At 57.9% G+C, this 13,221-nt stretch carries 9 protein-coding genes; 7 read left to right on the top strand and 2 right to left on the bottom strand.

Annotated elements, in window-relative coordinates; translation table 11 throughout:
• Positions 1-27 precede the first annotated feature (27 nt).
• Together OQF70_RS10080 and OQF70_RS10075 are read right to left on the bottom strand one after the other, a co-directional pair.
• Positions 28-972 (bottom strand): DUF368 domain-containing protein, encoded by a 945-nt coding sequence (locus tag OQF70_RS10080; RefSeq protein WP_280537376.1) that lies wholly within the window; start codon positions 970-972, stop codon positions 28-30.
• Positions 973-4,140, bottom strand: coding sequence for an oligosaccharyl transferase, archaeosortase A system-associated (locus OQF70_RS10075; RefSeq protein WP_280537374.1), 3,168 nt, complete (start codon positions 4,138-4,140; stop codon positions 973-975).
• Positions 4,141-4,258: 118 nt separating this feature from the next.
• Between OQF70_RS10075 and OQF70_RS10070 the strand changes: the two genes are divergently transcribed.
• The 7 genes from OQF70_RS10070 (at position 4,259) to OQF70_RS10040 (ending at position 12,589) form a co-directional block, all read left to right on the top strand.
• Positions 4,259-5,602: a sulfatase-like hydrolase/transferase gene (locus OQF70_RS10070; RefSeq protein WP_280537372.1), complete on the top strand. Its 1,344-nt coding sequence runs from the start codon at positions 4,259-4,261 to the stop codon at positions 5,600-5,602.
• 204 nt (positions 5,603-5,806) lie between these two features.
• A complete protein-coding gene (locus OQF70_RS10065; RefSeq protein WP_280537370.1) occupies positions 5,807-6,964 on the top strand; it encodes a glycosyltransferase in 1,158 nt (385 codons plus the stop codon).
• A 492-nt stretch (positions 6,965-7,456) separates the two neighbouring features.
• Complete coding sequence (locus OQF70_RS10060; protein ID WP_280537368.1) at positions 7,457-8,518, top strand: glycosyltransferase; 1,062 nt, start codon at positions 7,457-7,459, stop codon at positions 8,516-8,518.
• Between the two features lie 104 nt (positions 8,519-8,622).
• Positions 8,623-9,204 (top strand): N-acetyltransferase, encoded by a 582-nt coding sequence (locus OQF70_RS10055; protein ID WP_280537353.1) that lies wholly within the window; start codon positions 8,623-8,625, stop codon positions 9,202-9,204.
• Positions 9,204-10,286, top strand: a complete 1,083-nt coding sequence (locus OQF70_RS10050) for a DegT/DnrJ/EryC1/StrS family aminotransferase (RefSeq protein WP_280537351.1) — start codon at positions 9,204-9,206, stop codon at positions 10,284-10,286. Before OQF70_RS10055 ends, OQF70_RS10050 begins: the two co-directional genes overlap by 1 nt.
• Positions 10,279-11,256, top strand: coding sequence for a Gfo/Idh/MocA family oxidoreductase (locus OQF70_RS10045; RefSeq protein ID WP_280537350.1), 978 nt, complete (start codon positions 10,279-10,281; stop codon positions 11,254-11,256). Before OQF70_RS10050 ends, OQF70_RS10045 begins: the two co-directional genes overlap by 8 nt.
• Entirely contained in the window at positions 11,240-12,589 is a 1,350-nt protein-coding gene (locus OQF70_RS10040; RefSeq protein ID WP_280537349.1) for a nucleotide sugar dehydrogenase, read from the top strand. Before OQF70_RS10045 ends, OQF70_RS10040 begins: the two co-directional genes overlap by 17 nt.
• Positions 12,590-13,221 lie beyond the last annotated feature (632 nt).

The following is a 13,221-nucleotide window of genomic DNA, read 5'->3' as shown; positions in this document are numbered from 1 at the left end:
TCCGCGGGGATGTTCAGCCGCCAGTATCTAGTACTCGATCGCGCCGGCGTACCGGTCCAGCAGGATGACGGCCGCGCCGCCGAGGACGGCCGCGAGGCCGAATCGCGGCGCGGCGGCGCTCCAGGAGGACCCCGTCTCCGCGAGAACGCGTCCCACCTCGACGATCGGCGCGCGCAGCGCGCCGACGATCAGGCTGACGAGGAACGCGACGGTGGCGGCCCGGTTGGCCGCGAGCGCGCGGCGGACCGCGTGCGCGACCGTGAACAAACCGACGATCCCGCCGCCGCAGAAGACGACGACCGGCGGGGCGGCCTCGACCAGCGCGTCCGTCCCCGCCCCGGAGACCGCGCCGAGGGCGGCGTCCGTGAACGTCGAGAGGGCGTCGGTCATCCGTTCGTACTGGCCGAGGATCACGAGCACGAGCGACCCCGAGACGCCGGGCATCACCATCGCGCTCACGGCGAGTGCGCCCGCGAGGAAGACGACGGCGAGCCCGTCGCCGAGCGCGCCCGCGGCGTACCCGGAGACGAGGAAGGCCACGAGGAAGCCGGCGAGTGCGGCGCCCTTCCGACCGGGCGTCGAGAGGTCGACCTCGTGGCGAAGGACGACCGCGGAGGCGGCGATCAGTCCGAAGAAGAACCCGAAGGTGGCGACCGGCGCCGTCTCGAGCAGGTGTTCGACGACGCGCAGGACGGTCACGATCGCGGTCCCGATCCCCGCCCCGAGAACGAGGAGGAACGGGCCGTCCATCTCCAGGAACGCCGCGCGGGCGTCCGGGAGGTTCGCCGGGCGGACGCCTGTGAGGACACGGCGGACGCGTCCGGGGCCGATCGCGGTCACCGCGGCGATGAGTCGCTCGTAGATGCCCGTGATCAGCGCGATCGTGCCCCCGGAGACACCCGGAACCGCGTCCGCACACCCCATCGCGACCCCGCGCAGGTAGACGCCGAGCCACTCGGGGGCGTCGACCATCTAGGGTGCGGCGGGCGCGGGAGCGGCGGTTGACTCCCCGAGCGCGGCCGGGGCGACCCGGGAGGTCGTCGCGTTCCCGTCGTCGGTGGTCGATCCGCCGTCGTCGGTGGTTCCGTCGGTCGTGGCGCCGTCGTCGGTGGTCACGCTCTCGGTGGTGTTCCCGTCGGTCGTGTTTCCGTCGGTGGCGTTCTCGTCGGTGGCGTTCTCGTCGTCCTGGAGCAGCGATTCCTCCTCGAGCTCGACCGTCGAGACTGCGTCGTCCTCGCCGACGACCTGGCCCTCGGTCACGGTGACGTTGCCGGTGGCGTAGGTGAGGCTGCCGTTGCTCGCGGTCGGCGCGGTGCCGATCTGGTAGGGGCCGGTCGCGCGGACGCTCACGTTGGTGTAGCCGTTCTCGGGGCCGTACTCGTCGTAACCGGTCGTCGAGTAGGGGACGTGGAACGAGAACTCGCCGTCCTCGTCGGCGGTGGCGAACTGCCGGTAGACGAACGTCTCGTTGGAGTGCGGATAGCTCATCTCGACGGCCGCCTCGACCTCCTGGCCGGGTTCGGCGCCGGAGCCCTCGATGGTCGCGCCGGGGACCTTCTCGAAGGTCTTCACCCAGTTCGCGGGGGTGTCACGCAGCTGCGCGTTGAAGTACCGGTCGACGTTCGACTCGGTGGCGTGGACCAGCCGGTACTGTTCGAGGGCGTCGACGCGCTCGGTGGGCACCGAGCCGATCCCGCCGATCTGCGCGGTGCCGCTCTGGTTCTCGACGAACGATTCGGCCTGGGCCATCGAGCCGAAGGCCTGCGCGAACTGCGCGTTCTCGCCCTCCGGGATCGTCCGGACCGTGGTCTGTGAGCCGTCGGCGGTCTGGACCGGCGTCTGGTCCCAGTTGAGCACGACCGGCTCGGGGTCCTTGGCGCTGCCGTGGTACTCGTAGAGCCGGACCATCAGGCTCTCGTAGTAGCGCTGCTCGCGCACCTGCGTGGCGACGCTGAAGCCGCCCTGCTGGTTCTGCCGGTAGATGGCGCCGAGGAAGTCCCCCTGCGTTTCGTTGCCGTCGTCGTAGAACGTGACGGGCGCGGTGAACTTCGACTGCGGGTGGACCATCTGCCAGTCGACCATCACGTAGCGGGTGTTCTCGCCCTCGGTGCTCTGGCCCGCGAGGACGTCCTGGGCGCGCTCCTCGCTCGGGGCCAGCAGGAAGTTGGCGGCCTGGACCGCGTTCTGCTGGAAGGGGTTCGCGTTGGGGATGCGTTCGGCCCGGGTGGTTATCCAGTGGCCGTAGTCCCACCACGACTGCACGCCGTAGGCGCCCGCGGGGTACTCGAAGTCGCCGTCGTCGGGGCGCTCGTAGGTGCCCTGGTACTCCATCGCGTTGTCGTGGCCCTCGAGCTCGCCGGGGTGGGGCGTCTCCTCGTTCATCCACTGGAGGCTCTCGTCCCACTCGACGACGCTGCCGGGGTTGGTGTTGGCGCCGGCGGCCCACACCGGGGTGACCATCGCGACCAGCGGCGCGAACAGCACGAGCACGACGGCGCCGAGGATCATCACCTGCCAACCCTGCACGGAGCCCGAGATCTCGGTGATCGACTTCCCGCGGACGTCGAGGGCGTCGAGCGCGAGCTGGAACGTGTAGCCTGCGCCGACCGCGACGACGACCGCGAGGTAGTAGTTGAACCGGCCCTGGGTGAACGCCATCGAGAGGATGAACAGCCCCCAGACGACGACGTAGAGCTCCTCGGCGTCGTAGCGCGCGAGGTAGGTCGCGCCCACGAGGAACGCGGTGGCAAGCGCCAGCCCGATGACCTGCCAGCTGAGCCCGACGACGCCGCCGATGGCGTCGTAGACGCCGGGCACCACGTAGACGCTGCCGATCACGACCGCGGCGGCGACGACGTAGCCCGTCTCGCGCGTGTCGTCGCTGCGGATCAGCGGGCGCGCGAGGATCGCGAGGATCGCGACCAGCGCGAAGAAGAACGCGAAGCCGTACTGCGAGAGGACGAAGGGCGCGAACTCGGACTGCAGCAGGGGCGGCTGTGCCTCGCTGATGGTGCGCGTGGCGGCGGCGGTGGAGAAGGCGATCGTTCGGAGGAGGTTCGTGGCGATCGTGTTCCACGCCGAGGGAACTGCGAGCGCGAGGATGCCCACGGAGGCGGCGATCAGGCCGCCGACCGCGGCGGGGTAGGCACGCGGGTCGATGTCGCGGGCGTTCCACTGGCGCGCGAGGAAGGCGAGGAACGCGCTGCCGACGGCGACCCCGAGCGGGAGGAACACCTGGGTGAGCGAGTAGGCGGTCGTCCCGAAGGAGTAGTCGTCCAGCGGGATCACCATCAGGAGGCCCGCGACGCCCATCGAGACTGCGCCGACGAAGGCGATCGGTTCGGGACTGTCATCGTGAACCACGTCGCTGGTGATCTTGATGACGAGGAAGATCCCGGTGAACCCGACGAGCATCACGCCGGGCTGCCAGGTGGCCATATATAGGGTGATAGCGAGGCCGGCGGCGGCTGCGACGCCGACCGGGCGCTTGAGCGCGTCCCAGTCCTGATCGACGACCAGCTCCCAGACGGGCTTGTCACGCTCGGCGACGCCGATCGCCGCGAGGAACGCGAGCACCGCCAGGGTCGAGAAGAAGATCTCGCCGGCGTGGTGGTCCGGGAAGCCGACGAGCGTCTGGCTGAAGAACGTGCCGGGGATGAGGCCGAGCACGGCGACCGCGACGACCGCCGAGAGACGGTCGACGAAGCGGCGGGCGATGAAGTACGTCGGGATCACGACCGCGGTGCCCACGATGGGCGCGATGACGAGCATCGCGCGCATCAACCCTTCCTCGCCGCCGCCGGTTATCGGCGAGGACGCGATTGCGAAGAGCGCGATGACGTGGTCCCAGAGGGTACCGAAGTGGCCGACGTCTGCTCCGTAGGGGAATCCGGTCCACACCTCGAAGGGCATCGTGTTCGGCCAGTTCTCGAGGAGGTACGAGGTCTCGCGGAAGTGGTACCATCCGTCGTTGCCGCGGAAGTAGGCCTGGCCGTCGACGATGAAGTTGTCGTACGCGCGAAGGCGCGAGTACAACATCACCGCGACGACGGCGACGATCGCGGGGACGTGATACCACCGCTCGAAGATATCGAGGACGGAGGACTCCCCGAGACCGTCGGGATCGGTCTGATCACTCATTGTGCGTTGTGACTCGGAAAACGCGCTTAAGGCTTGTTATATATCGTTCGACGCCGGCGTGACACCTTCGTCGCTCACTCCCGAAGAATCAAAGTACACCAGCGGTGACTGCACCAGTATGGACCTCAAACGGAAGCTGATACACACGCTTCCGCCGTGGGCAAAGCGAGCGCTTGCCGTCCCGTACGATATGTATCAGACGACGAAGGCAGATCGCCAGTTCGCACGAAAGTCGCTCCCCAACACCGGTCCAGAGCCTGACGCGCCGGACCACATCGTCTGTATCGTTGTCGACGCGCTGCGGGCGGACCACGTTGACGAATCAACGACCCCATATCTCGCGAGTCTCAACGGGACGGATGCGATCACCCCCGGTTCGTGGACCTTTCCGGCAGTCTCATCCGTCCTATCCGGACAGTATCCGCACGAGCACGGAGCGATGCGACGGACGGACGAGATCGACGACTCCGAGGGACTTCGACTGCCGCCGCGGATGGACGATGACCTCATTACGATCACCGAAGCGTTAGCCGGTGCCGGATACGACACCTACGGCGGCTTCGGGCACGATACTCCGTTCGTCGCGATCTCCGGGCGGTTCCAGACACACAAGTTGTACCACACGGTGAACTCGGATGCGGACGACGTGTTGTCGGAGTATCTCCAGTGGGTCGATGGCCGGGATCGAACCTTCGCGTTCCTCCATCTCGCTGACCCCCACATACCGGTCGATCCGCCGGACGAGTTCTGGGAGGCGTACGAGGTCGATCGCTCCATCGAGGAACTGCGGAACTGGCGGTACCAGACCGAGGTAGACTGCGATGAGACGTGTGAGACGTATCGCGAGCATCGACGTCGACTCTACCGGGCGTCGGTCGAGTACGTCGACGACGCGATAGCACGGTTCGGGGATCGATTACAGTCGAAACTGTCGGACCCGCTTCTCGTCGTCACCTCGGATCACGGGGAAGCTCACTGGGAGCACGTGGCCTTCGACGTAGAGCATTTCGACGGAACCGGCTGTGTCGACCATGGGGGTGCTCCGTACGAAGAGATCGCACGTGTGCCGCTATTGACGAACAGGGACTGGTCGTTCGATGCGCCGGTCTCGTTAGTCGATCTCGCGCCCACGTTTGCGGATGCCGTCGGGATCGATTTCGAGGGCACAACCGGGACGTCACTACGTGAAGAGGAACAGCCGGATCGGAGTCTGCTCGTCGAAGGGAGTCTGAGCGGCTACGAGAAGAAAGCGGTGTACGACGGGGAGTATAAACTGATCGCTTCCAGGGGCCACGACTTCGAGAAGGGGTTCATTCTCCCGGCCGAACGGGAAGTACGGGTTCCGGACGATCGGCTGACGGAGATGCGAGACGCACTTCCACCCTGGCCCGAGGAAAGCACCGAGGAAACGGAAGTGTCCGGGGTCGTCGAGGACCGGCTTGAACAGTTAGGATACACATAGTATCGCGTTACCTGTGTCAGTGTGGTACTGTATGACTGTGCTTCCGATCACCAACGGTTGATAACGCTCCTCTTGAAAGTGAGGTAAAGGTACCGCGAGAGTCCACGAGAGAGCCTCGTTCCGCTCAACGATACTCAGACAACATTACACAATCAGCGTACACGGACCGCTGAAGTTTTGGTCCCCGTCAGTGAAGGAAGGGATATGCGACGACTCGTTCGGGGACTGTTTCTCTCGATCGCAGCGTTGGTATCGCTGACGGGGCTCCCCTACGCGATCTATCTCCTGCTTGCGAAGGTGTGGAATCCGCAGGGTTCGCCCGCCGACAAACGGTCCGCCGAGCCGACGGTTAGCATCGTTCTCCCGACCTATAACGAGGAACGGATCATCGAAAACAAACTCCAAGATATCGTGTCACTCGACTATCCGATGGACAAGGTAGAAGTCGTGATCGTCGACTCCAGCGACGACGACACACGGAAGATCATCCGATCGTTCTTCGCGGACCGGCAGACGCCAGCGCTAACTCTCATTGAAGAAGACGAGCGCCGGGGACTGGCTCCCGCGCTGAACGACGCCTACGCGGCCGCCTCGAACGAGATGGTCGTCAAGACCGACTGCGACTCGAAGCTCGCGTCGGACGTCCTTCAGGAGGCGGCCGCGAACCTGGCAGATCCGGATGTCGGAGCGGTGACGGGCCGAAACGTCGACGTCCTCGGCGGGAGCGACGTGGAGGAAGGATATCGAGGCATCCAGGCGACGATTCAGACGCTTGAGTCGCACATCGACTCGACGCTCATCTTCCACGGGCCGTTCTCGGCGTTCGAGAACGACGAGATCGTTCCGATCGACCCGGACTCGATCGCGGACGACACCGAGCTGGCGATGAAGATCCGAAAAGGAGGACAGCGAACTGTGTTCGATCCCGAGATCAGATACAAGGAGGCGTCGCACTCGGCGTTCGGCAAGCGGCGGACACAGAAGGATCGACGGGCGATGGGACTGATTCGGCTGTTGATCCGGAACCGGGAGGTACTCGGTCGGTACGGGCTGTACGGGGGTGTAGTAATACCGTTCAACTGGTGGTTTATGCTGGTGTCACCGTGGCTGGTGGCAGCCTCGCTTGGACTGACGACGCTGTTGGGCGTAGTCGTTGCGGGACCGTTCGGACTGGCTGTGCCCGCGGCGGTCGGACTGGGTACGTTCCTCGGGTCGCGTGACCGTCTCGGGCCGTTGCAGTCCATCTACGCAGTGTTCGATACACAGGTATCGCTGCTGTTCGCGGCGGTGAAGCTGTGGCGTGGTGAGGGGTCAGCAGTGTGGGACATCGACGAGGAGCTGCGGGACGCCTACGATAATTAGAGACATCAGTTCAGTTAATCTCCCCAAGTGTTGACTAGATCGCTCCAGGAAGCTTACTCGGAAATACCAAGTACAAGTTTCGAGGACTTATTCAGGTCGCTCTTGTGTAGCACATTGTTGATGAGGGGTAGTCCGGCGATTCTGCGTCGATCAAACCCATCGAGAACAGACGGACCAGCTGTTCTGACAGCCGGTTACTGTGCGCGATTACAACAGAAGACTGTCTCAACATCAGCCACAGAAAAGTGTTCGAACGTTTCAGCTCCGCCGTGAATCGTTCCGAAAGCCGTGTGAAGAGTGCCCAAAACCATCCTCGAAACTGTGATGTGACTCACGAGCAATCTACCAAGAGCGTCTAAGTAAAATAACCCCCATTAACGAATGGATACTTATATGCACAGAACGGCCCGAATAGATAGATATTCGAATGTACAATTGATATATAGATTGTGTCTATCGGAGAAATAATTTAATACTATCACTAATTGAAATATGTCTATCAAAGATAAATATACGAAGACGAAAAGTAATGACGAGATCAGTGTATTGTGGCTTCGACCATCGACTGGAGAAAATGTTAGTACGCGCAGGGCACGTATTGCCGATCACTTAGAGGAGTCGTTTGTTTCAGTCACATTTTACAATGTAAGCCTTTCAAATCCATTTAACGGACTTAGATCGATTATTTTTGACGACTATGATGTTATAATAGCGAATGTTAGGTTTCCACTGTATATGAGCTATCCAATTAGCAATATTTTACAAAACCCATTGGTTGCGGATGTGAGTGATCCGATTTCACAGATCGATGACCTCCCAAAGCCAATATTTGATATGATATCTAAATACGAATGGTGGATACTTGAACATACAGATATGGCCGTATTTGCAGAGACGGAATCTTATCAGAAAGCACGCAGGCAGGGTATAGCTTCCGTATTAGCTAAGAATGCGGTTAATTACGATATGTTTGCGAAACCATCTACTGATTCAAAAGAATTTGCTCAAAGTGAACTTAAAAATGCAGGTGTTAATATAGATTCCCCGATCGCGATTTATCCGGGACGCTTCTCACCATCCTATCATATAAAAGATATACTTGGCGCAGCAGAGATCGCCAACGATTGGGAATTTGTATTTATTGGAGAACAGATGGAACAGAAAAATATAGAACGTGCAGCTGAAGAGAATGCCAATATATATTACCTTGGATCATATGAGCACGATCGAGTTCCTGGATTTCTACACTATGCTGATGCTGGACTCTGTCTTGTAGACGCTGAAAGACCATTGAAGATTCTAGAATATGGGGCCGCTATGCTCCCAGTACTTGGAATTCCAGGCGATCTCGAGGAGGAATTTTCTGAAAGTCAGCTATGGTTTGTTGATCCTACTCCTCAAAAGATTGTAGCAGGGTTAGACCAAATAATAAATAATCCAGAGGAAGCGGATCGCCGATGCAAAAACCTCAATCAAACTGCGCGAGAAAACAGCTGGAAGGAAGTAGCGGAAACCTACTTAGGGATTATTCAACGCATACTTAACGAACAGTAACATTAATATCTAAAGTATAATTAATATTTAATAATGATCATATGATATATCTAAGTCGACACCAGTATATGAAAGTATGAACAAAGGGGATTGTTAACATCAAAATGACGGAAATAAGCCAAGGAAACGGTTGTGAGATTGATTCAGGAGCTACCGTGGGCTATGAATACTCCGAAGATACAACGCCAACTGAATTTGGAGACGATGTTATCGTTCGAGCGGGTAGTATAGTGTACAACGATGTTGAGATAGCGGCTCGAACTCAAACGGGACACAACGTATTGATTCGAGAGCACACCAAAATCGGAACCGATTGTGTCATCGGAACGGACACAGTTATTGATGGGCATACACAGGTCGGTAACAATGTGAGTCTTCAGACGGGTGTGTATGTTCCTTCTCACACCGAAATCGGGGATCAAGTGTTTATCGGCCCCCGTGCTGTTCTGACAAACGATCCTTACCCTGTAAGACAAGATGTCGATCTAGAAGGGCCAACTGTCGAATCGTCAGCGTCAATCGGAGCGAACTCGACGATCCTTCCAGGAACACACATCGGTGAACGGTCGTTCGTCGCTGCGGGGGCTATCGTGACTGAAGACGTTCCGCCGGAAACGCTAGCAGTCGGCGCACCCGCGACATTCAAACCGCTTCCCGAGCAATTACGGGACGAGAACGATATTTGATGATCCCGATCGCTGATCCACAGTTGGATGACGCAGAACTCGAACGTGTTCGCTCCGTCGTCGAGAGTGGAATGATAGCTGACGGTCCGGAAGTACGTTCCTTTGAAGACGAGTTCGCATCTTTTTGCGGTACGGAACACGCAGTTGCGACCTCAAACGGGACCACAGCACTCCATACCGCGTTGGAAGCTCTCGGACTGGGGGAGGGAGACACCGTCCTCACAACACCGTTTTCATTCATCGCAAGTGCGAATGCGATCCGTCTCGCTGGTGCAAATCCGATCTTTGCGGATATCGACCCCGAAACATATCTTCTCGATCCTGAAGCCGTTCGCAACGCGATCGAAAATCACGGTGATGTTGATGCGATCGTCGTGGTTCACCTCTACGGTCTGGCCGCCGATATGAGCGAATTCCAGTCGATTGCCGACGAGTACGACCTTTTATTGATCGAAGATGCGGCTCAGGCGCACGGAGCAGAATACGGCGGATCCCGCGTCGGTTCGTTCGGAGACGTAGCTTGTTTTTCATTTTATCCCACGAAAAATATGACGACTGCTGAGGGAGGGATGATCACGACGGATCGCTCTGACGTTCGTGATAAAGCAAAGCGTTTCATTAATCACGGTCGTTCTGATAACTACGAGCACATTGAGATCGGTCATAACTTCAGAATGACCAGTATTGCCGCAGCAATCGGCCGTTCTCAGTTGGAGAAGCTCCCCCGATTCACTAAATCCCGTCGTCAGAATGCAGCGAATCTGAGTGACGGATTGTGTACGACTCCAGTCGATACGCCAACGGAGCCGGAAGATCGAAAACACGTCTACCATCAGTACACCGTTCGTACGCGTCACCGAGACGCTCTCGCGGACCACCTCGACAACCGTAACATCGGATCGGGAATATACTATCCGACGTGTATTCACGAGCAACCCGCATATTCACACGTGTCGGCTCAATTCCCAACAGCCGAAAGAGCGGCCGAAACCGTTCTCTCACTACCCGTCCATCCGGCAGTGAGTGATTCAGACATCGAAACAATCACTACCGCCGTAGAAGAGTTTTATTCCGATGACTGACTCGTCTCTCTCAGTCGGAGTAATCGGCGTGGGAAGTATGGGACAACACCACGCCCGCGTCTACAGTGAACTCGCGAATGCAGACCTGATTGGCGTATCGGACGTAGATCCAGATCGGGCAGAACAGATCGCTACCGAGTACGGAACCGATGCGCTATCTATGGACGAACTGATCGGTGCTGTTGACGCGGTTTCGATCGCTGTTCCAACTGAGTATCACTACGAGGTTGCCCGCAAGTGTATCGAAAACGGAGTTTCAATCCTCGTCGAAAAGCCATTCGTTTCCGATGTAGAAGAGGGGGAAGAACTGATCGAACTCGCCGAGCAGCACGGTGTACAGATACAGGTCGGCCACATCGAACGATTCAATCCCGCTGTTGAAGCGTTAGAAGAGATCGTTCCACACTTGGAGGTGACCGCAGTTGATGCCCGTCGACTCGGCCCGGATCCCGATCGCGAGATCGACGACAGTGTAGTCTCTGATCTTATGATCCACGATGTCGATATCGTGCTGTCGTTGATCGACTCTGATATCGACTCAATCCAGACAGCTGGAACCGCCGAAGGTCGATACGCCACGTCGACGCTAACGTTTGTAGACGATACTATATCCTCACTCACTGCAAGTAGACAGACCCAACAGAAGGTGCGAGAACTGACGATTACGGCGGACGACCGATACGTCAAGGTTGACTACTTGGATCAATCGATCGAAATTCACCGACAGTCTGCTCCCGAGTTCATCACGGATGATGGCAGCATGAAGTACCGACACGAAAGTATCGTTGAGCATCCGGTTGTCGAGAACATCGAACCCCTCAAGAACGAACTACAGTCGTTCTTGGAGGCGGTAGCAGAAGACAACACGCCTCCGGTTTCAGGAACAGATGGCTTAGAAGCCGTCAAAATCATTCAGGAGATTGATGAACAGGCGTTCAGTACGGAGGGACCGAATGAAACCGTACAATAACCACGAAGAAGACCTCCGAGAAGCGTTTATTGGTGGTGACGTTCCAGTTGCGGTCTACGGTCTCGGAAAGATGGGACTCCCTCTTGCCGCGGTGTATGCAGACGTTTGTGGTTCGGTTACCGGCGTCGACATTGATGAGACGATTGTCGAATCCGTCTCAGCCGGAACCGCACACGTGGACGGTGAGCCGGGACTGGATCAGCTCGTCCAGCGAACCGTCGAAGCGGGTGAGCTTTCGGCGACGACTGACGGACAGCACGCAGCAGCGACCGCCAGTATTCACGTTATCATCGTTCCAACGCTGGTCACGGACGACAACGAGCCGGACCTGTCGGTGGTAGCTTCCGTTGTTTCGGATATTGCTGCAGGTCTCGATCCGGGTGACGTCGTGGTCATCGAGTCGACCGTACCGCCGCAAACGTGTCGAGAGGTCGTCGAGCCCCTTTTGGCTGAGGAGAGCGGCCTCGATGTTGACGAGTTCGGTGTTGCCTTTTGTCCAGAGCGAACGTCGAGTGGTCGTGCTATCGAAGACATTCGTGGCGCCTACCAGAAGGTCGTCGGTGGGTCCGATCCTGAAGCGACGCGTGTTGCCCGGATCGTGTATGAGGCGATCAACGATGCCGGCGTGGTATCCGTCTCGGACGCGACGACCGCAGAAGCGGTCAAAGTATTCGAAGGGGTCTATCGGGACGTGAATATTGCCTTGGCCAACGAGCTGGCCAAACTCGCTGACGATCTGGAGATCGACGTTTTGGAGGCGATCGAGGTCGCCAACACGCTCCCGATGTGTGATATCCATACGCCCGGTGCCGGCGTCGGCGGGCACTGCATTCCGTATTATCCGTACTTCCTCATCAACCAGTTCGACGGGCCGACGCCGCTTATCGAGACCGCTCGGAACGTGAACGACTCGATGCCCGAATTCGTGACCGAGAAACTGATCGACGGGTTGACCGAGCGAAATACAGCACTTTCGGACGCAACCGTGGTCGTGCTCGGTCTCACGTACCGAGCCGGAGTCGCCGAACTCAGGCACGCACCGTCGATCCCGATCGTCGAACGACTCGTCACACAGAACGCGGAGGTGTTCGTCGTGGATCCGGTGTTGGAGGACTTCTCCGCGTTCAATGGAGCGACACCCGTTGAACAGTCGGAGATTTACGGGGCCGACCCCGACGCCGTCGTACTAGTCACCGGGCACGACGAGTTCGAATCAATCGACTGGGATGGATTTGACAGATCACTTGTCGTGGTTGACGGACGGCAGGCTCTCGACTTGGCGGAGACGGACCACTGGGTGTATACGATCGGACGTGGACGGAATGTTCAATAATCGGCCTCGAATATATAGTATCTCTAATAGTATTAATCAACTAATTTATTGTGAAATTTAAGAAGATTTCTATTCCATTTCTCAGGAATATTCATTCTCGACTCGTTGTCAACCTACGGTTTCCATTGCTTCTCAAAGATTGCTATTTTCGTCGCGTTAGGTTTAGCGTGAATTGTGGGTGATTGCGAAGGATTTGAGCCAATTTTGAGCTGTCTTTAACGCGCATTGCTAAAGATATTTGCAAACGATGATGTTGATCGTTCTATTTCCTAAAAGACACGTTCGATAGTATTCTGATTTCCATAGTGAATCATTCGAAATCGATAGCTATCTTCAGCAAGCACTGGATCGAGATAATCTGCATCATCGATGGAAAAATTCTACATCATCAAGCTGGTAGCACCGGTGGAGCTCGATGAGAAACCATCGCATTGTCTATTTTGTTGCGGTTAGATAGAGGCTTAGGTGGTGGCTTTTGTTGGTGTATAGATCAAAGATATCGTACAGCTAGGTCTGCTAGCTGTGGAGGCGGATCATTGTTTCGTTAACCGCAAGTTGATCCACAGAAACCACCGAGATTGGCTGTAAATCGGATTTCTGAACTCAGTTACGAATAGCGATGTGATTTCGAT

This window comes from Halopenitus sp. POP-27 (assembly GCF_029889855.1).
Taxonomy (GTDB): domain Archaea; phylum Halobacteriota; class Halobacteria; order Halobacteriales; family Haloferacaceae; genus Halopenitus; species Halopenitus malekzadehii.
This window is presented reverse-complemented; position numbering and strand designations above follow the sequence as displayed.

Excerpts from the sequence above, each read along its gene's own strand:
- OQF70_RS10080 (WP_280537376.1), bottom strand. The coding sequence starts at position 972 with ATGGTCGACGCCCCCGAGTGGCTCGGCGTCTACCTGCGCGGGGTCGCG.
- OQF70_RS10075 (WP_280537374.1), bottom strand. The coding sequence starts at position 4,140 with ATGAGTGATCAGACCGATCCCGACGGTCTCGGGGAGTCCTCCGTCCTC.
- OQF70_RS10070 (WP_280537372.1), top strand. The coding sequence starts at position 4,259 with ATGGACCTCAAACGGAAGCTGATACACACGCTTCCGCCGTGGGCAAAG.
- OQF70_RS10065 (WP_280537370.1), top strand. The coding sequence starts at position 5,807 with ATGCGACGACTCGTTCGGGGACTGTTTCTCTCGATCGCAGCGTTGGTA.
- OQF70_RS10060 (WP_280537368.1), top strand. The coding sequence starts at position 7,457 with ATGTCTATCAAAGATAAATATACGAAGACGAAAAGTAATGACGAGATC.
- OQF70_RS10055 (WP_280537353.1), top strand. The coding sequence starts at position 8,623 with ATGACGGAAATAAGCCAAGGAAACGGTTGTGAGATTGATTCAGGAGCT.
- OQF70_RS10050 (WP_280537351.1), top strand. The coding sequence starts at position 9,204 with ATGATCCCGATCGCTGATCCACAGTTGGATGACGCAGAACTCGAACGT.
- OQF70_RS10045 (WP_280537350.1), top strand. The coding sequence starts at position 10,279 with ATGACTGACTCGTCTCTCTCAGTCGGAGTAATCGGCGTGGGAAGTATG.
- OQF70_RS10040 (WP_280537349.1), top strand. The coding sequence starts at position 11,240 with ATGAAACCGTACAATAACCACGAAGAAGACCTCCGAGAAGCGTTTATT.